Annotated in this window: 12 protein-coding genes; 8 read left to right on the forward strand and 4 right to left on the reverse strand. The window is 72.8% G+C overall.

All coding sequences use genetic code 11. The features are described 5' to 3' along the window. The first annotated feature begins 149 nt into the window (after positions 1-149). Together smc and AC3EQ1_RS12075 are read left to right on the forward strand one after the other, a co-directional pair. Positions 150-3,725, forward strand: a complete 3,576-nt coding sequence (gene smc, locus AC3EQ1_RS12070; RefSeq protein WP_432094316.1) for a chromosome segregation protein SMC — start codon at positions 150-152, stop codon at positions 3,723-3,725. 221 nt (positions 3,726-3,946) lie between these two features. After that, on the forward strand, positions 3,947-5,374 hold the full coding sequence (locus AC3EQ1_RS12075; RefSeq protein ID WP_432094317.1) for a sugar porter family MFS transporter: 1,428 nt from the start codon (positions 3,947-3,949) through the stop codon (positions 5,372-5,374). Between the two features lie 40 nt (positions 5,375-5,414). Here AC3EQ1_RS12075 and AC3EQ1_RS12080 read toward each other — a convergent pair whose 3' ends face one another. Both AC3EQ1_RS12080 and AC3EQ1_RS12085 read right to left on the reverse strand, forming a co-directional pair. After that, positions 5,415-6,401 carry an LLM class flavin-dependent oxidoreductase gene (locus AC3EQ1_RS12080; protein WP_432094318.1) on the reverse strand — a complete coding sequence of 329 codons (987 nt, stop codon included), beginning with the start codon at positions 6,399-6,401 and terminating at the stop codon, positions 5,415-5,417. 99 nt (positions 6,402-6,500) lie between these two features. Then, complete coding sequence (locus AC3EQ1_RS12085; RefSeq protein WP_432094319.1) at positions 6,501-7,982, reverse strand: purine-cytosine permease family protein; 1,482 nt, start codon at positions 7,980-7,982, stop codon at positions 6,501-6,503. 62 nt (positions 7,983-8,044) lie between these two features. Between AC3EQ1_RS12085 and ftsY the strand changes: the two genes are divergently transcribed. Further along, on the forward strand, positions 8,045-9,253 hold the full coding sequence (gene ftsY, locus AC3EQ1_RS12090; RefSeq protein ID WP_432094320.1) for a signal recognition particle-docking protein FtsY: 1,209 nt from the start codon (positions 8,045-8,047) through the stop codon (positions 9,251-9,253). A gap of 165 nt (positions 9,254-9,418) precedes the next feature. Here the strand turns inward: ftsY and AC3EQ1_RS12095 are convergent, their stop codons facing one another. Continuing rightward, the gene (locus AC3EQ1_RS12095; RefSeq protein WP_432094321.1) at positions 9,419-10,099 is read right to left on the reverse strand and encodes a bifunctional DNA primase/polymerase; all 681 of its coding nucleotides are present in this window, start codon (positions 10,097-10,099) and stop codon (positions 9,419-9,421) included. Between the two features lie 449 nt (positions 10,100-10,548). Between AC3EQ1_RS12095 and nsdA the strand changes: the two genes are divergently transcribed. The 5 genes from nsdA to ffh all read left to right on the forward strand — a co-directional run bounded on the left by nsdA (position 10,549) and on the right by ffh (position 18,353). Then, positions 10,549-12,039 (forward strand): transcriptional repressor NsdA, encoded by a 1,491-nt coding sequence (gene nsdA / locus AC3EQ1_RS12100; protein WP_432094366.1) that lies wholly within the window; start codon positions 10,549-10,551, stop codon positions 12,037-12,039. A gap of 342 nt (positions 12,040-12,381) precedes the next feature. Next, positions 12,382-13,695: an ammonium transporter gene (locus tag AC3EQ1_RS12105; RefSeq protein ID WP_432094322.1), complete on the forward strand. Its 1,314-nt coding sequence runs from the start codon at positions 12,382-12,384 to the stop codon at positions 13,693-13,695. Beyond that, the gene (locus AC3EQ1_RS12110; RefSeq protein ID WP_351511463.1) at positions 13,692-14,030 is read left to right on the forward strand and encodes a P-II family nitrogen regulator; all 339 of its coding nucleotides are present in this window, start codon (positions 13,692-13,694) and stop codon (positions 14,028-14,030) included. The genes AC3EQ1_RS12105 and AC3EQ1_RS12110 overlap by 4 nt, the downstream gene beginning before the upstream one ends. Before the next feature lie 77 nt (positions 14,031-14,107). Continuing rightward, on the forward strand, positions 14,108-16,663 hold the full coding sequence (locus AC3EQ1_RS12115) for a [protein-PII] uridylyltransferase (RefSeq protein WP_432094367.1): 2,556 nt from the start codon (positions 14,108-14,110) through the stop codon (positions 16,661-16,663). A 130-nt stretch (positions 16,664-16,793) separates the two neighbouring features. Further along, entirely contained in the window at positions 16,794-18,353 is a 1,560-nt protein-coding gene (gene ffh, locus AC3EQ1_RS12120) for a signal recognition particle protein (RefSeq protein ID WP_388850608.1), read from the forward strand. A gap of 99 nt (positions 18,354-18,452) precedes the next feature. Here ffh and AC3EQ1_RS12125 read toward each other — a convergent pair whose 3' ends face one another. Further along, the gene (locus AC3EQ1_RS12125) at positions 18,453-19,307 is read right to left on the reverse strand and encodes an SAM-dependent methyltransferase (RefSeq protein WP_432094323.1); all 855 of its coding nucleotides are present in this window, start codon (positions 19,305-19,307) and stop codon (positions 18,453-18,455) included. Positions 19,308-19,342: the final 35 nt, after the last annotated feature.

A 19,342-nucleotide genomic window follows, 5' to 3' on the forward strand; every position in this document is an offset into this window, starting at 1 on the left:
TGAAGAATCTTCAAGGGACGCCTCAGGCGTCCCTTCTTTCTTTTCCGCCCGGTCCGGGGGGCGCCTTCCTCTCTTCGACTGATGTGCCCTGCGTTTCCCACGGTGAAACTCCCTGGTGAAACCCGACCCCGAAGGTAGAGTCCGACGGCGTGCACCTGAAGAGCCTGACCCTGCGCGGATTCAAATCCTTCGCTTCGGCCACGACGCTCCGCTTCGAACCGGGCATCACCTGTGTGGTGGGCCCCAACGGCTCCGGCAAATCGAACGTCGTGGACGCGCTGTCCTGGGTCATGGGCGAGCAGGGTGCCAAGTCGCTGCGCGGCGGCAAGATGGAGGACGTCATCTTCGCCGGGACGACCGGCCGCCCGCCGCTCGGCCGGGCCGAGGTGTCCCTGACCATCGACAACGCCGACGGCGCGCTGCCCATCGACTACGCCGAGGTCACCATCACGCGGATCATGTTCCGCAACGGCGGCAGCGAGTACCAGCTCAACGGGGACACCTGCCGGCTGCTGGACATCCAGGAGCTGCTCTCCGACTCCGGAATCGGCCGGGAGATGCACGTCATCGTCGGCCAGGGCCAGCTCGACTCCGTGCTGCACGCCGACCCGATGGGCCGCCGGGCCTTCATCGAGGAGGCCGCGGGGGTCCTCAAGCACCGCAAGCGCAAGGAGAAGGCGCTGCGGAAGCTCGACGCGATGCAGGGCAACCTCGCGCGGGTGCAGGACCTGACCGACGAACTGCGCCGCCAGCTCAAGCCGCTCGGCCGGCAGGCCGCGGTGGCCCGCCGGGCCGTCGTCATCCAGGCCGATCTGCGGGACGCGCGGCTCCGGCTCCTCGCCGACGACCTGGTCGGCCTCCGGGAGGCGCTGCGCGCCGAGGTCGCCGACGAGGCGGCCCTCAAGGAGCGCAAGGAGGCCGCGGAGGCCGATCTGCGCGCGGCGCAGCAGCGCGAGGCGGCGCTCGAGGAGGAGGTCCGCGCGCTCGCGCCGCGGCTCCAGCGGGCGCAGCAGACCTGGTTCGAGATGCAGCAGCTCGCCGAGCGGGTCCGCGGCACGATCAGCCTCGCCGACGCCCGGGTGAAGAGCGCGACGGCGGCTCCCGCGGAGGAGCGCCGCGGCCGTGACCCGGAGGACATGGAGCGCGAGGCGGCGCGGATCCGTGAGCAGGAGGCGGAACTGGAGGCGGCGCTGGAGGCCGCCCACCGGGCGCTCGACGACACCGTGGCCCACCGGGCCGAACTGGAGCGCGAGCTCCTGCAGGAGGAGCGGCGGCTCAAGGACGCCGCCCGCGCCATCGCCGACCGGCGGGAGGGGCTGGCCCGGCTGCACGGCCAGGTCAACGCGGCCCGGAGCCGCGCCGGATCGGCCCAGGCCGAGATCGACCGGCTGGCGCTGGCCCGGGACGAGGCCCGGCAGCGGGCGGTCACCGCACAGGAGGAGTACGAGCAGCTCCGGGCCGAGGTCGACGGGCTCGACGCGGACGACGCCGAGCTCTCCGCCCGCCACGAACAGGCCAAGGAGGAGCTCGCCGCCGCCGAGGCCGCACTGAGCGCCGCCCGTGAGGCGGCCACCGCGGCCGAGCGCCGGCGCGCCGCGACCGCCGCCCGCCACGAGGCCCTGGCGCTGGGACTGCGCCGCAAGGACGGCACCGGCGCGCTGCTCGGTGCCCGGGACCGGCTGACCGGACTGCTGGGCCCCGCCGCCGAACTGCTCACCGTCACGCCGGGCCACGAGGTGCCGATCGCCGCCGCGCTGGGCGCCGCCGCCGACGCCGTCGCCGTCGGCGACACCGCGACGGCGGCCGAGGCCCTGCGGCTGCTCCGCAAGCAGGACGCGGGCCGGGCGGCCATACTGCTGGGCGCGGAGCCCGACGGGGCCGGTGGCGCGGCGGAGGCTCCCCGTCCGCCCGACGGCTGCCCGTACGCCGCGGAGCTGGTGAGCGGCCCGGCCGGGCTGATGCCCGCGGTGCGCCGCATGCTGCGCGACATCGTGGTCGTCGGAACCCTGGAGGACGCCGAGGACCTGGTCGCCGCGCACCCGGGCCTGATCGCGGTGACCGGGGAGGGCGACCTGCTCGGCGCGCACTTCGCGCACGGCGGCTCCGCCGGTGCGCCCAGCCTGCTCGAGGTCCAGGCCTCCGTCGACGAGGCCGCGGCCGAGCTCGAGGAACTGGCGGTGCGGTGCGAGGAACTGGCGGCGGAGCAGCACCGGGCCCAGGAGCGGCGCACCGGGTGCGTCGCGTCGGTGGAGGAGCTGGCCGCCCGGCGCAGCGCGGCGGACCGGGAGAAGTCGACGGTCGCCCAGTCGCTGGGCCGGCTGGCCGGGCAGGCGCGGGGCGCCGCCGGTGAGGCCGAGCGGATGACGGCGGCCGCGGCCAAGGCCGAGGAAGCGCTGCTGCGGGCCCGGGAGGAGGCCGAGGAGCTCAGCGAGCGGCTGGCCGTGGCCGAGGAGGAGTCCTCCCTCGCCGACGGGGAGGAGCCGGACACCTCGGTGCGGGACCGGCTGGCCGCAGACGGGGCCAACGCCCGGCAGACGGAGATGGAGGCGCGCCTCCAGGCCCGTACCCACGAGGAACGTGTCAAGGGGCTTGCGGGGCGGGCCGACGCGCTCGACCGGGGCGCGCGCGCCGAGCGCGAGGCGCGGGCGCGGGCCGAGCAGCGGCGCGCCCGCCTCCGTCACGAGGCCTCGGTCGCCGCCGCGGTCGCGGACGGGGCCCGCCAACTGCTCGCGCACCTCGAGGTGTCGCTGGTCCGGGCGGAGGCGGAGCGGGCGGCCGCCGAGCAGGCCAAGGCGGCGCGCGAGACCGAGCTGGCCGCCGAGCGCAACCGGGGCCGCGAGGTCAAGGGCGAGCTGGACAAGCTGACCGACTCGGTGCACCGGGGCGAGGTGCTGGGGGCGGAGAAGCGGCTGCGCGTCGAGCAGCTGGAGACCAAGGCGCTGGAGGAGCTCGGTGTCGAACCGGCCGGTCTGGTCGCCGAGTACGGGCCGGACCAGCTCGTGCCCCCGTCGCCGCCGGCGGAGGGCGAGGAACTGCCGGAGGACCCGGAGCACCCGCGCAACCGGCCGGTGCCCTTCGTCCGCGCGCAGCAGGAGAAGCGGCTCAAGGCGGCCGAGCGGGCGTACCAGCAGCTGGGCAAGGTGAACCCGCTGGCCCTGGAGGAGTACGCGGCCCTGGAGGAGCGGCACAAGTTCCTGACCGAGCAGCTGGAGGACCTGAAGAAGACCCGGGCCGACCTGTTGCAGGTGGTCAAGGAGGTCGACGAGCGGGTGGAGCAGGTCTTCACCGAGGCATTCCGGGACACCGCCCACCAGTTCGAGGGGGTGTTCTCCCGCCTCTTCCCGGGCGGCGACGGGCGGTTGATCCTCACCGACCCCGACAACATGCTGACCACCGGGGTGGACGTCGAGGCCCGCCCGCCCGGCAAGAAGGTGAAGCGGCTCTCGCTGCTCTCCGGCGGGGAGCGGTCGCTCACCGCGGTGGCGATGCTGGTGTCGATCTTCAAGGCCCGGCCCAGCCCGTTCTATGTGATGGACGAGGTCGAGGCGGCCCTCGACGACACCAATCTGCAGCGGCTGATCCGGATCATGGAGGAGCTCCAGGAGAGCTCCCAGCTGATTGTGATCACCCATCAGAAGCGCACGATGGAGGTCGCGGACGCCCTCTACGGAGTCTCGATGCAGGGCGACGGCGTCTCGAAGGTCATCAGTCAGCGATTGCGCTGAGTGCTCACGTTCTCACCTTCAAGCCGTACTCCAACCTTCAAGTCTTGAACACGACCCCCGATGGGCATCGGGGAAACATCTTGGTCACGACCTATTGACTTAGAAACTTGAAGGAATAGTCTCTGCAACGTTCCTTTTACCTTCAAGTGGTGGTTGCCTGATTGCACCCCACTGGAAGTCCCCCCAAACCCGGCGACGCGGCCGGGCTCCAGGAGTAAACGTTGACCAGCACCGCGCAGCCACCTGCGACAGAAGGCCGTAAGGCCCGACCGGAGCACCTCGGCCACGTCATCTTCATCACGGCCGCAGCCGCCATGGGCGGGTTCCTCTTCGGGTACGACAGTTCGGTGATCAACGGCGCTGTCGAGGCCATCCGCGGCCGCTTCGACGTCGGCTCGTCGACGCTCGCCCAGGTCATCGCGGCCGCGCTGATCGGCTGTGCCGCCGGTGCCGCCACCGCGGGCCGCCTCGCCGACCGCATCGGCCGCATCCGCGTCATGCAGATCGCGGCCCTCCTGTTCACCGTGAGCGCCGTGGGCTCGGCCGTGCCGACCGGCCTCTGGGACCTCGCCCTGTGGCGCGTCCTGGGCGGCGTCGCCATCGGCATGGCGTCCGTCATCGGCCCGGCCTACATCGCCGAGGTCGCCCCGCCTGCCTACCGCGGCCGGCTCGCCTCGTTCCAGCAGGCCGCCATCGTCATCGGCATCGCCGTCTCCCAGCTGGTGAACTGGGCCATCCTCAACTCGGCCGACGGTGACCAGCGCGGTGAGATAGCCGGCCTCGAGGCCTGGCAGTGGATGCTCGGCGTGATGGTCGTCCCGGCGGTCGTCTACGGGCTGCTCTCCTTCGTGATCCCCGAGTCGCCGCGCTTCCTGATCGCGGCCGGGCGCCACGACGCGGCCCGCAAGGTCCTGGCGGAGGTCGAGGGCAAGAACGTCGATCTCGACGTCCGCGTCGACGAGATCGAGACCGCGATGCACAGCGAGGAGAAGTCCACCTTCAAGGACCTCCTCGGCGGCCGTCTCGGCCTGCTTCCGATCGTCTGGATCGGTATCGGCCTGTCGGTCTTCCAGCAGCTCGTCGGCATCAACGTGATCTTCTACTACTCGTCGTCGCTGTGGCAGTCCGTGGGCATCGACCCGAGCAGCTCGTTCCTGTACTCCTTCACGACGTCGATCATCAACATCGTCGGCACCGTGATCGCGATGATCTTCGTCGACCGCATCGGCCGCAAGCCGCTCGCGCTGATCGGCTCCGCCGGTATGGCGGTCTCGCTCGGCCTTGCCGCCTGGGCCTTCTCGTTCAAGACCGGCACCGGCACCGACATCACCATGCCCGACCTGCAGGGCACCGTGGCCCTGGTCGCCGCCCACGCCTTCGTGCTCTTCTTCGCCCTCTCGTGGGGTGTGGTCGTCTGGGTGCTGCTCGGTGAGATGTTCCCCAACAAGATCCGTGCCGCGGCCCTCGGTGTCGCCGCCTCCGCCCAGTGGGTGGCCAACTGGGTGATCACCGTGTCGTTCCCGTCCCTCTCGGACTGGAACCTGTCCGGCGCCTACGTGATCTACACGGTCTTCGCCGTGCTCTCGATCCCCTTCATCCTCAAGTGGGTGCCGGAGACCAAGGGCAAGGCGTTGGAGGAGATGGGCTAAACCCCGCTGCCCCTCTCCTCACGACAGGTACTGCCCCGGCTCATCCGTTGAGCCGGGGCAGTACCTGTTCGCCGAACAGATGGAGGCTGCGCCATCCCTCGTCCACGGGCAGGCCGCCGCACAGCGGATGCAGCACCAGCGCGTCCCCGCCCGCCGGCTCCGCGAGCGCCAGGCACTCCTCGGGGGTGACGATGCGGTACACGCCCTCCCGGCGCAGTTCCGCCACGTCGGCGGCGCGGGACCGGACCGCGGACCGGGCGCCCGGGCCCGCCTGCCAGGAGGCGTAGGTGCGCGCCTCGTGCAGCAGGTGTCCGCCGTACAGCGCCCAGGCGCGGTCCGGATCCTCGGACAGATGCAGCAGGGAGGTCCCGGCGGACGGCATGGTGCACCACCCCGCGGTGCCGTACTCCCGGCATCGCGCCAGGTAGTACGCCTCCAGCTCCGGCAGGTGGGCGCTGGGGAAGAAGGGCAGCCCGAGCCGGGCGGCGCGGCGCGCGGCGGGCCGTGAACCGCCGCCCACCAACAGCGGCGGATGCGGGCGGGTGAACGGGCGCGGCATGACCCGTACGGTGCGGCCCCGGTGGTCGAACGGCTCACCCGTCCAGGCCTTCAGCAGGGTCTCCAGCGCCTCGTCCTGGAGCCGGCCGCGCCGCTGCCAGTCCCGGCCGTGCGCGGCGTACTCCTCGGGGCGGTACCCCAGGCCGGCCACCGTCACCAGCCGGCCGCCGCTCGCCAGGTCCAGGACGGCCAGGTCCTCGGCCAGCCGCAGCGGGTCGTACAGCGGCGCGATCAGCGCGGAGACGGTGACGGAGATCCGCCGGGTGCCGCCGAGGACGGCGCCGGCGAAGACCAGGGGCGACGGCAGCCAGCCGTTCCCCGCGCCGTGGTGCTCCTCGGTCTGCACGGTGGACACACCGCGGTCGTCGGCGTAGGCGGCCATCTCCAGCGCGGACCGGTAGCGGTGCGACAGGGACTCCGGCGTCGCGGCCGGGTCGACGAGGTTGAACCGGAGGACCGTGACGGGCATGCCTGACCTCCCCTTCGCCGGGGCGCGGGCGGACCGGGGAAACGGTTCACCAGCGGTGGGCGAAGGGGAGGTTAGCTGACGTACCGTCAGTTGAACAGGTCAGTGCACCTGCTGCGGGATGCCCTCCGCGCCGGCCGCCTCGGGCTCGGCGGCCGGGACGTTCTCCCGGGGCTCCGGCAGCGCCGCGAACGCCGCCGCCGCGATCAGGATGGTCGCCGCCCAGCCCAGGCCGTTGGCGCCGATCCAGGTCGTCGCCAGCGGTCCGCTGTACCAGTCGACCTTGGTGAAGCAGAGCCCCGCGACCAGCGCGACACCCCAGGCGAGCATCGCCTGCCAGGCGAAGCCGCCCGCGTACCAGTAGCGGCTGGTCCGGCCGGTGTCCAGCAGCCCGTCCCCGTCGTACCGGACCGCCCGCTTCCGTCGGCGGGCCATGTCCACCGCGAAGACGCCGATCCAGGCCGAGAAGGAGACGGCCAGCAGGGTCAGGAAGGTGATGAAGGAGCCGAAGAAGCTCTTGGCCACGAGCATCAGCAGCAGCCCGCCGACCAGGCTGATGACGGCGTTGACGCTGACCGCCAGGGACCGCGGCAGCCGCACGCCCATGGTCTGGGCGGTGAAGCCGGCCGAGTACATCGACAGGCTGTTGATCAGCAGCATGCCCACCAGCGCGGTGAGGAGATACGGCACGGCCAGCCAGATCGGCAGCACGTCGCCCAGGAAGGAGACGGGGTCGGTGGCCTTGGCGAGATCCGGCACGCTCACCGCCATCACCGCGCCCATCAGCACCATCGGCACCACCACGAGGCCGGCGCCGGAGGCCGTCGCGGCCACGATCCGCCGCCCCGAGGCGCGGTGCGGCAGATACCGGGCGAAGTCCGGCCCGGACGGCACCCAGCTGATGCCGCCGGCCGCGATGGTGCCGATCCCGGCGATCAGCGTGGCGGTGCTGCCCGCGGGCCTGGAGAAGACGCTGTCCCAGTCGGTGTTGGTGACCAGGTAGCCCAGCACCAGCACGCTGAAGGCGCCGAAGAGATACGTCGACCAGGTGTTGCACACCTGGAGCACCGTGCGGCCCATCCCGCTGACCAGGAAGGTGCAACCGACGAATGCGAAGAGCGTGACCACGATCAGCACGGTGTTGCTCTTGATCGCGAAGAGCAGATCCAGCACGGTCAGAATGGCGTACGCCCCGGTCACGGCGTTGATCGTTTCCCAGCCGAACCGGGCGATCCAGATGATCATGCCGGGGAAAAGGTTTCCGCGGACTCCGAAGGTCGCGCGGGACAGCGTCAGGCCGGGCGCGCCGCCCCACTTGCCCGCCACCGACAGCGCCCCCACCAGGCCGTACGACACGCCTGCCGCGCAGATCCCCACCAGCAGGACCTGCCAGAGGTTGAGGCCGTTGAAGACCACCAGGCCCGCGCCCATCGTGAGCAGCAGCACGCTGATATTCGCGGCGACCCAGGTCGGAAAGAGTTCCCTGACCCGGCCGTGCCGTTCGCTGTCCGGGACCGGCTCGATACCGCGGGTCTCTATAGCGCCTTTCGCGGCACCGGCGGTGCCGTCGGAGGTGTGGGGCATGCGGAAAACTCCGAGGGGGGAGACATGGAAGAACCCACAGGGTGACTGATACTGGGTGCGTTATGGAAATCGTCATCCTTGCTGTAGTCATCGCCCTGGTCGCGATCGGCGCGATCAGCGGTCTCGTGGTCAGCAGCCGCCGGAAGAAGCAGCTGCCGCCCTCCGGGCCGTCGAGCACGCCGACCATCACCGCTCCGCCCGCCGAGCCGCACGTCGGCGAGGAAGCCGAGACGCCGCGCGACGAACCGCGCCGCACCATCGAGGAGGTCGGCCTTCCCGAGGCGCAGGCCCCGACGGCGCCGGAGGCGCCGGTCGTCACCGAGCCGGTCCCGCCGGTCGAGGTCCCCGAGCCCACGGCCGGCCGCCTCGTCCGGCTGCGCTCCCGGCTCTCCCGCTCCCAGAGCACCCTGGGCAAGGGGCTGCTGACCCTGCTCTCCCGGGAACATCTGGACGAGGACACCTGGGAGGAGATCGAGGACACCCTGCTCACCGCCGATGTCGGCGTCACCCCCACCCAGGAGCTCGTCGAGCGGCTGCGGGAGCGCGTGAAGGTCCTCGGCACCCGAACGCCCGAGGGGCTGCGCGGTCTGCTGCGCGAGGAGCTGCTGGAGCTGATCGGCACGGAGGCCGACCGCTCGGTGCGGACCGACGGCGGCGAAGAGGTCCCCGGCGTGGTCATGGTCGTCGGCGTCAACGGCACCGGCAAGACCACCACCACCGGCAAGCTGGCCCGGGTGCTCGTCGCCGACGGCCGCAGCGTGGTGCTCGGCGCGGCCGACACCTTCCGGGCCGCCGCCGCCGATCAGCTCCAGACCTGGGGCGAGCGGGTCGGAGCCCGTACGGTCCGCGGTCCGGAGGGCGGCGACCCGGCGTCGATCGCCTTCGACGCGGTCAAGGAGGGCATCGCCGAGAGCGCGGACGTCGTCCTCATCGACACCGCCGGCCGGCTGCACACCAAGTCCGGGCTGATGGACGAGCTCGGCAAGGTCAAGCGGGTCGTGGAGAAGCACGGTCCGCTGGACGAGGTGCTGCTCGTGCTGGACGCGACGACCGGGCAGAACGGCCTGGTGCAGGCGCGGGTCTTCGCCGAGGTCGTGGACATCACCGGCATCGTGCTGACCAAGCTGGACGGCACCGCCAAGGGCGGCATCGTGGTCGCCGTGCAGCGCGAGCTGGGCGTGCCGGTCAAGCTGATCGGCCTCGGCGAGGGGCCGGACGACCTGGCGCCGTTCGAGCCCGAGGCCTTCGTCGACGCGCTGATCGGCGACTGACGGACGGACCGGACGGGGCCCGTGGTCAGCCTACTCACGTGAGTGGGCTGACCACGGGCCCCGTCGTGCTGTGGGCCGAATTCCCGTAGGACTCCTTGGGCCTCGTGTCCGCGACGAGCCGTGGGCGGCCCGCGGCAGTGGCCATGTGCGGAGGCCCGCGCCGACTCAGGCGTAGAACGCCGAGCGGTGGCAGCAGTACGCCAGGGTGCCCAGCAGGATCCGCGCCTCCGGGGGGCGGCCCGCGGTGTCCAGCGTCGGCGGGCGGAGCCAGCGCACCGGGCCGAGCCCGGCCAGGTCGGACGGCGGAGCGGTGATGTGGCCGCCGGTGCCGAGCCCGCGCAGGTCCAGCTCCGCGGCGTCGTCCCAGCCCATCCGGTAGAGCAGCGCGGGGAGCTCGGCCGCGGCCCCGGGGGCGACGAAGAACTGCGCGCGCCGGTGCGGGGTGACGGCCACGGGGCCGACGGGGAGCCCCATCCGCTCCAGGCGGACCAGGGCGTGCCGGCCGACCGGTTCGGCCACCTCGATGACGTCGAAGGACCGGCCCACGGGCAGCAGCACCGCGGCGCCCGGCACCTCGCGCCAGGCGGCCAGCACCTCCTCCAGCGTGGCGCCGGCCTTCACCTCGGGGGCGAAGACCAGGGGATGGGCCCCGGGGGCGGGGCAGTCCGGCTCCCCGCAGGAACACTCGGCGGGACCGCCGTCACCGGGCCGCTTGGCCCGGGCACCGGGGGCGACGTCCCACCCCCACAGGCCGGTGTACTCCGCCACCGCCGTGGACTCGGACGCGCGGCTGCGCCGCCGCGAGCCGGACCGCATGTCGAGGATGCCGCCGATCGTGAAGCCCATGCTCCCTCCAACGGGTCGCAGTCGCCGATGGTTACGTCATGGAGTCTCGCCATCACCGTCCGTCGTGACTCCGGTTCCACCCCATGCGGCGGGCGGCGTGGTGGGGCACGCCGGGTGGTGCACGGCGGCGCGTGCGCCTCTGCGCACACCGCTCCACCGTTCGCTGATCGTCCGGTGTCAAGTGAAGCGTGAAGAGCCGCAGCCGAGTTCATTCCAAGGGGTGGCGAATGGTGGCGTTTCCGCGAACCGCCTCGCGGGAGCAGTGATCGTAGGATTACTTTCGGTGCACGAACCGCCGGGAGCGCGCCCTCTGTTGGGTGTGCCGGAGCCATGACAGCCCGTCTGCTCATGCGGCCGGAGGGGCACTTCCCGGGATCAGGAAGCCGCAGCGGGCGGCACCCCGGAGGCGGTCGGGACGGAACGGCTGAGCCGGGATGGGGGCGTATTCGGTGGGCGGCAGTGGCGGTGGCGGCACGAGCGCCGACAAGCGCCCCAACGATCAGCTGGGTTCGTGGTTCGTGCGCAGCGGCTGGTCCAAGGGCGAGCTGGCGCGCCAAGTGAACCGCCGCGCCCGCCAGATGGGCGCCCACCACATCAGCACCGACACCTCCCGGGTGCGCCGCTGGCTCGACGGCGAGCAGCCGCGTGAGCCGATCCCGCGGATCCTCTCGGAGTTGTTCTCGGAGCGGTTCGGCTGTGTCGTGGCGATCGAGGACCTCGGCCTGCGCACCGCGCACCAGTCGCCGTCGGTGTCCGGGGTCGACCTCCCCTGGGCGGGCCCGCAGACCGTCGAGCTGCTCAGTGACTTCTCGCGCAGCGACCTCATGCTGGCGCGGCGCGGCTTCCTCGGGACGTCGCTGGCGCTCGCCGCCGGCCCGGCCCTCGTCGAGCCGCTGCAGCGGTGGCTGGTCCCCGCCCCGGCCTCCGGCCTGCCGGACGCGCCCGCGGTGCCCGCGCAGGGCGGCCCCCGGCGGTCGGCCCGGCTGTCCGGGCCGGAGCTGGACCTGCTGGAGTCCACCACGGTGATGTTCCGGCAGTGGGACGCCCAGTGCGGTGGCGGGCTGCGCCGCAAGGCGGTTGTCGGCCAGTTGCACGAGGTCACCGACCTGTTGCAGGAGCCGCATCCGTCGGCGGTGTCGCAGCGGCTGTTCAAGATCGCAGCGGAGCTCGCCGAGCTGGCCGGGTGGATGAGCTACGACATCGGGCTCCAGCCCACCGCCCAGAAGTACTTCGTCCTGGCGCTGCACGCCGCGAAGGAGGCCGGAGACAAGCCGCTCGGCTCGTACATCCTGTCCAACATGGGCCGGCAGATGATCCACCTCGGGCGGCCGGACGACGCCCTGGAGCTGATCCATCTCGCCCAGTACGGCAGCCGGGACTGCTCCACCGCGCGGACCCAGGCGATGCTGTATGCGGTGGAGGCCCGGGCGTACGCCAACATGGGCCAGCCCAACAAGTGCCACCGCGCGGTCCGGATGGCCGAGGATGCCTTCGGCGACGCCTCGCCGAAGGACGGCGACCCGGACTGGATCCGCTTCTTCTCCGAGGCCGAGCTCAACGGGGAGAACGCCCACTCCTACCGTGACCTGGCGTATGTGGCGGGCCGCAGCCCGACCTATGCCTCGCTCGCCGAGCCGGTGATGCGCAAGGCCGTGGAGCTCTTCCGCGAGGACCCGGAGCACCTGCGGTCCTATGCGCTGAATCTGATCGGGATGGCCACCGTCCACCTGCTCAAGAAGGAGCCGGAGCACTCCGCCGATCAGGCGGGAAAGGCTCTCGACATCGCCCGGAAGGTCCGCTCGGAGCGGGTGAACACCCGGTTGCGCAAGACCGTGGACAGCGCCGCGCGGGACTTCTCCGGGGTGGCCGAGGTCATCCGGCTCACCGAGCAGCTCGCCACCCACCTGCCCGACACCCCGGAGGTCGCCCAGGCGGTCTGAGGCGAGTCGCCCCAGACGTTCCTTGGGAAAACCCCTGGTCACCGACGTGCGCGGCCCATCGACCCCGGCCGCGGCGGCCATCCCGTGAAGCCCGACTCGGCTCCCCTCATGCCAGGTCATCCGGATGGCGGCCGCGGCCGGTCCGCGTGATCGCGGGAGCGTAACCGGGCGGCGCGGAGCACGCGCGCAGTTCACCCGTGCGTAACATCCCGCCGCGCTTCGTCACTGCGGCGAAACACCGTGCGGCATCGACGGAAACCGGCCTGAGTCAATCTCGTGGCGAAAACCGGCCCACAGCAGTTCCTTGCCCGCACGGGCCGTCGCAACGAGGAGACGTCGACATTGAATGCTGCAGATACCGCATTCGTATTGATCAGTGCCGCGCTCGTCATGCTGATGACACCGGGACTGGCCTTCTTCTACGGCGGCATGGTGCGGGTGAAGAGTGCCCTCAACATGCTCATGATGTCCTTCATCTCCCTCGGCATCGTCAGCGTGCTGTGGGTGCTGTTCGGCTACACGCTGGCCTTCGGCGATGACACCGGCGTGGGACTGATCGGCAATCTCGATCACATCGGCCTGAAGGGCATCAGCCCCGAGACGCTGACCGACGGCAAGGAAGGCATTCCGGTCTTCGCCTTCGCGCTGTTCCAGCTGATGTTCGCGATCATCACCCCGGCGCTGATGAGCGGCGCGCTCGCGGACCGGGTGAAGTTCAGCGCCTGGGCGCTCTTCATCACCCTCTGGGTCAGCATCGTCTACTTCCCGGTCGCGCACTGGGTGTGGCAGGCCGACGGCTGGCTGTTCAAGCTCGAAGTGATCGACTTCGCCGGCGGCACGGCGGTGCACATCAACGCCGGTATCGGCGCGCTGGCCGCGGTGCTCGTCGTCGGCAAGCGCATCGGCTTCAAGAAGGAGCCGATGCGGCCGCACAGCCTCCCCCTGGTGATGCTGGGCGCCGGACTGCTGTGGTTCGGCTGGTTCGGCTTCAACGCCGGCTCGGCCCTCGCCGCCGACGGAACCGCCGCCAACATGGCGCTGAACACGCAGGTCGCGACCGGTGCCGCCATGCTCGGCTGGCTGATCTACGAGCGGATCCGGCACGGCGCGTTCACCACGCTGGGCGCCGCCTCCGGCGCCGTCGCGGGCCTCGTCGCGATCACCCCGTCCGGTGCCGCGGTGAACGCCTTCGGCGCCATCGCCATCGGTCTGGTCGCCGGCGCGGTCTGCTCCTGGGCGGTCAGCCTCAAGTACAAGCTGGGCTTCGACGACTCCCTCGACGTCGTCGGCGTCCACCTCGTCGGCGGTGTCCTCGGCACCCTGCTGGTGGGCCTGCTGGCCACCGACGGGGTCGGCGGCCTGACCCAGCTCGGCAAGCAGGCGGTCGGAGCCTTCTCGGTGATGGCGTTCTCCTTCGTGGTGTCCTGGCTCCTCGCCAAGTTCGTCGACGCCACCATCGGCTTCCGGGCGAGCGAGGACGACGAGACCTCCGGTGTCGACCAGGCCTTCCACGCCGAGACCGCCTACGACTTCAGCGCGGTCGGGGGCTCGCCGGTGGGCCGTAGTACGGTGCCCGCCCTCGGCAGGGAGAGCGCCCCGGCAGCCGCGCAGCACCAGGTGGAGAAGGACCGGAAGAACAAGAAGGTGGACGCATGAAGCTCATCACCGCGGTCGTGAAGCCGCACCGGCTCGACGAGATCAAGGAGGCGCTGCAGTCCTTCGGCGTCCATGGTCTGACCGTCACCGAGGCCAGTGGTTACGGGCGCCAGCGCGGGCACACGGAGGTGTACCGGGGCGCGGAGTACACCGTCGACCTGGTGCCCAAGATCCGCATCGAGGTGCTGGTCGAGGACGCCGACGCGGAGGAGCTGATCGAGCTCGTCGTGAAGGCGGCCCGCACGGGCAAGATCGGCGACGGCAAGGTGTGGAGCGTCCCGGTCGAGTCGGCGGTCCGGGTCCGGACCGGCGAGCGCGGCCCGGACGCGCTCTGAGGGCAAGAACCCCTGAGCGGACGACCCACGACCCACGGCAGGGAGCCCGAGTGACTGCGGAGAGCATCGGAGAGCGGATGGAACCGGCCGGCTCGGGGCCCGGCGGATATGCGGCGGCCCGGCTGCGCCTCCTCCAGGAGGGGGCGCGGTCCGGGCCGCCGCGCCGTGCCGGGCTGGCCGCGCTCACCGACGAGTGGCTGGCCGCGCTGCTGAACGGGGCGACCGACGCCGACCGGCCGCGGGGGGTGTCGCTGGTGGCCGTCGGCGGCTACGGCCGCGGCGAGCTGTCGCCGCGCAGCGACCTCGACCTGCTGCTCCTGCACGACGGGACCGCGGACGCCGGAGCCGTGGCGGCGATCGCGGACCGGATCTGGTACCCGGTCTGGGACCTCGGGCTCGCCCTCGACCACTCCGTCCGCACCCCGGCCGAGGCGCGCAGTACCGCGGGCGAGGACCTGAAGGTGCAGCTCGGACTGCTGGACGCGCGGCATGTCGCGGGCGACGCCGGGCTCACCGCCGGGCTGCGCACCGCGGTGCTCGCCGACTGGCGCAACCAGGCGCCGCGGCGGCTGCCCGAGCTGCACGAACTGACCCGGGAGCGCGCCCATCGCCAGGGCGAACTGCAGTTCCTGCTGGAGCCGGACCTCAAGGAGGCCCGCGGCGGGCTGCGCGACCTGACCGCCCTGCGGGCCGTCGCCGCGTCCTGGCTGGCCGACGCCCCGCGGGAGGGCCTGGAGGAGGCCCGCCGCCGGCTGCTGGACACCCGGGACGCCCTGCATCTGGCCACCGGACGGGCCACCGACCGGCTGGCCCTCCAGGAACAGGACCAGGTCGCCGCCGATCTCGGCCTGCTGGACGGCGACGCCCTGCTGCGGCAGGTCTACGAGGCCGCGCGCACCGTGTCGTACGCGGGGGACGTGACCTGGCGCGAGGTGGGCCGGGTGCTCCGGTCGCGCGCCGCCAGGCCCCGGTTCCGGGGGCTGCTGGGCGGCCGCGGGGCGCGTTCCGGCAGCCGCGCGCCTGGGGAGTACGGCGAGCGCACCCCGCTCGCCGAGGGCGTCGTGGAGCAGGACGGCGAGGTGGTGCTCGTCCGTACCGCGCGCCCCGAGCGGGACCCCGTGCTCCCCCTGCGGGCGGCCGCCGCCGCGGCCCAGGCGGGACTGCCGCTCTCCCGGCACGCCGTACGGCGCCTGGCGGCGGCCGTACGCCCGCTACCCGAGCCCTGGCCCGCCGAGGCCCGCGAACAGCTCGTCACCCTGCTGGGCGCCGGGGTCTCCACGGTGGCCGTCTGGGAGGCGCTGGAGGCCGAGGGCCTGATCACCCGGCTGCTGCCGGACTGGGAGCGGGTGCGGTGCCGTCCGCAGCGCAACCCCGTCCACCGCTGGACCGTCGACCGGCACCTGGTGGAGACCGCCGTCCGCGCCTCCGGCCTGACCCGCCGCGTCGGCCGCCCCGACCTGCTCCTCATGGCCGCGCTGCTGCACGACATCGGCAAGGGCTGGCCCGGTGACCACTCCGTCGCGGGCGAGGTCATCGCCCGGGACGTGGCCGGACGGCTCGGCTTCGACCGGGCCGACGCGGCCGTGCTCGCCACGCTCGTCCGGCACCACCTGCTGCTGGTGGAGACCGCCACCCGGCGCGACCTGGACGACCCCGAGACCGTCCGGTCCGTCGCCGACGCGGTGGGCAGCGGCAGCACCCTCGAACTGCTGCACGCGCTCACCGAGGCCGACGCCCTGGCCACCGGTCCCGCGGCGTGGAGCGGCTGGCGCGGCTCGCTCGTCACCGACCTGGTCCAGCGGGTCGCCGCGGTGCTCGCCGGCGAGCCGGTGGAGGATCTGACCGACCCCGGTGAGCCCACCGCGGAGCAGGAGCGGCTCGCGCTGGAGTCCTGGCGCACCGGCGGCCCGGTGCTGGCGCTGCACACCCGGACCGAGCCGCAGCCGCCGGGGGAGGAGCGCACCGCGCCGGACGCGGAGCCGCCGAGGGCCGGCACGGACGACCGCGGCCCCGAGCCGGTCGGCGTCGAACTGCTCATCGCCGTCCCCGACCAGGCCGGCGTGCTGCCCGCGGTGGCCGGGGTGCTGGCCATGCACCGGCTCACCGTGCGCGCCGCCGACCTGCGCGCCGTCGATCTGCCCGACGGCGTCGCAGGGCACCGGCCGACGGGCACGGCGGGGGCCACGGACGCCGACGACCGGACCGGCGGTGTGCTGCTGCTCACCTGGCGGGTGGCCGCCGAGTACGGCTCGCTGCCACAGGCCGCCCGGCTGCGCAGCGACCTGGTCCGTGCCCTGGACGGATCGCTCGACATCCCGGGCCGGCTCGCGGAGCGCGAGGCGGCCCATCCGCGCCGCCGCGGTGTGCCGGCTCCGCCGCCGCGGGTGACCGTCGCCCCGGAGGGCTCCCGCCGCGCCACCGTCATCGAGGTGCGCGCCAGGGACGTCCCCGGACTGCTGCACCGCATCGGCCGGGCCCTGGACGGGGCCGGCGTCCGGGTGCGCAGCGCCCACGTCAGCACGCTCGGCGCGAACGCCGTGGATGCGTTCTACGTCACGGACGCCGCGGGCTCCCCGCTGGACGGTACCCAGGCCGGGAAGGTGGCGCGGACCGTCGAGGAGGCGCTGCGCTGACCCGCCGGCGCGGGACCGCCCGGGTGCGGGGCAGACCGTACCCGGGCCGGACGGATACGCTGGGGGGCACTCTTCCCCGCTCCACCGGGGAGGTCCGAGACCGCCCCCGATCCGAGGATTCGCGACCGCCGTGTTCGACACTCTTTCCGACCGCCTCGCAGCGACGTTCAAGAACCTCCGGGGCAAGGGCCGCCTGTCCGAAGCGGACATCGACGCCACCGCGCGCGAGATCCGTATCGCGCTCCTCGAGGCGGATGTCGCGCTGCCGGTCGTCCGGGCCTTCATCAAGCAGGTCAAGGAGCGCGCGCTCGGGGCCGAGGTCTCCCAGGCGCTGAACCCCGCGCAGCAGGTCATCAAGATCGTCAACGAGGAGCTGATCGGCATCCTCGGCGGCGAGACCCGCCGTCTGCGGTTCGCCAAGAACCCGCCGACCGTGATCATGCTCGCCGGTCTCCAGGGCGCCGGTAAGACCACCCTCGCCGGAAAGCTCGGCCAGTGGCTCAAGGGCCAGGGGCACACCCCGCTGCTCGTGGCCTGCGACCTCCAGCGCCCCAACGCCGTCAACCAGCTCGCCGTGGTGGCCGACCGCGCCGGCGTCGCGGTCTACGCCCCGCAGCCGGGCAACGGCGTGGGCGACCCGGTGCAGGTCGCGAAGGACTCGATCGAGTTCGCCCGCGGCAAGCAGCACGACGTGGTCATCGTCGACACCGCCGGCCGTCTCGGCATCGACCAGGAGCTGATGCAGCAGGCCGCGGACATCCGCGACGCGGTCAGCCCGGACGAGGTCCTGTTCGTGGTCGACGCCATGATCGGTCAGGACGCGGTCAACACCGCCGAGGCCTTCCGGGACGGCGTCGGCTTCGACGGCGTGGTCCTCTCCAAGCTCGACGGCGATGCCCGCGGCGGTGCCGCGCTCTCGATCGCGCACGTCACCGGCCGCCAGATCATGTTCGCCTCCAACGGCGAGAAGCTGGACGACTTCGACGCGTTCCACCCGGACCGCATGGCCTCCCGCATCCTGGGCATGGGCGACATGCTCAGCCTGATCGAGAAGGCCGAGCAGACCTTCAGCCAGCAAGAGGCCGAGAAGATGGCCCAGAAGCTGGCGAAGGGCCCCAAGGAGTTCACCCTCGACGACTTCCTGGCCCAGATGGAACAGGTCCGGAAGATGGGCTCCATCTCCAAGCTGCTCGGCATGCTCCCGGGCATGGGGCAGATGAAGGACCAGATCAACAACCTCGACGAGCGGGACGTGGACCGCACCGCCGCGATCATCAAGTCGATGACGCCCGGTGAGCGGCACGACCCGCACATCATCAACGGCTCCCGCCGCGCCCGCATCGCCAAGGGCTCGGGTGTCGACGTCAGCGCGGTGAAGAACCTCGTGGAGCGGTTCTTCGAGGCGCGCAAGATGATGTCGCGGATGGCGCAGGGCGGCGGTATGCCCGGCATGCCGGGGGTTCCGGGCATGGGCGGCGGCCCCGGCCGGCAGAAGAAGCAGCAGAAGCAGGCCAAGGGCAAGCGCAAGAGCGGCAACCCGATGAAGCGCAAGGCCGAGGAGCAGGCGGCGGCAGAGCGCCGGGCGGCGTCCGCGGGCAACGCGTTCGGCGCGCCGGGCGCAGACCAGGGCCCGGGCTCCTTCGAACTCCCCAAGGAGTTCCGCGACATGCTGCCGCCGGACGGCAAGTGACGCGTACGCCGCGGGCATCGTGGTGCCGGTGGCACGCCTCCGGGCGGTGCGCCGGCTCCACGCCCCGGGGCGCGGAGCCCCGCCTCCGGGCGGGGCGCCTCACACCCGGGCGATGAGGTAACGGAAGACGTTCGGCATCCAGACCGTGCCGTCGGCGCGCAGATGTGGGTGCAGCGCCTCGGTCAGTTCCTTCTCGACCTGTTCCGGGTCGGTCGCCGCCACCGCGGCGTCGAACAGTCCGGTCGACATCAGGCCCCGCAGCGCGCTCTCCATCCCGGCGTAGCCGAACGGGCAGGCCACCCGCCCCGATCCGTCGGGCCGCAGGCCCGCGCGGTGCGCGAGGTCCTCCAGGTCGTCGCGGCCGCCGGGGCGCCAGCCGCCCGGCGTGCCGTCGCCGTCGGGCGGGCCGTCGGCCGGCCGGGAGGCCACCCGCAGCACCGCCGAGGTGGCGCACCGTTCGGCGGGGCCCCAGCCGGCGAGCACCACCGGGCTGCCCCGCTCCGCCGCCGCGCCCGCCGCGGCGAGCAGCGGCACCGGGTCGCCCCCGGCGTACGTCTGCGGGTCGAAGGCCGTCACCAGGGTGAACGCCCGTCCGCCCGGGTCCGCCACGTCCTCCGGCCCGCGGCCCAGCCGGGGCGCGCCCCCTGCCGGCCCGCCCTCGTCGTACGGCGGCAGCAGCCGCTCCCGGGCCAGGTCCAGTCGCCGCGGATCCCGCTCCGTGCCGGCCACCCGCGCCCCTCGCGCCGCCGCCATGAGCAGGGCCAGGCCCGAGCCGCACCCCAGTCCCAGCAGCCGGGTGCCGGGACCGGTCTCCAGCCGCTCGTAGACCGCTTCGTAGAGCGGCACCAGCATGCGCTCCTGGATCTCCGCCCAGTCGCGGGCGCGCGCGCTGCCCTCCGGACGAGGCGGGGACGCCGGGTGGACGTGGTGCTGCCGTACGAGCGTGGGTGTCATGGATGCGCCCCAATCCGCCGAGAGCCGTTCCGTCT

This window comes from Streptomyces sp. bgisy100, assembly GCF_057709105.1.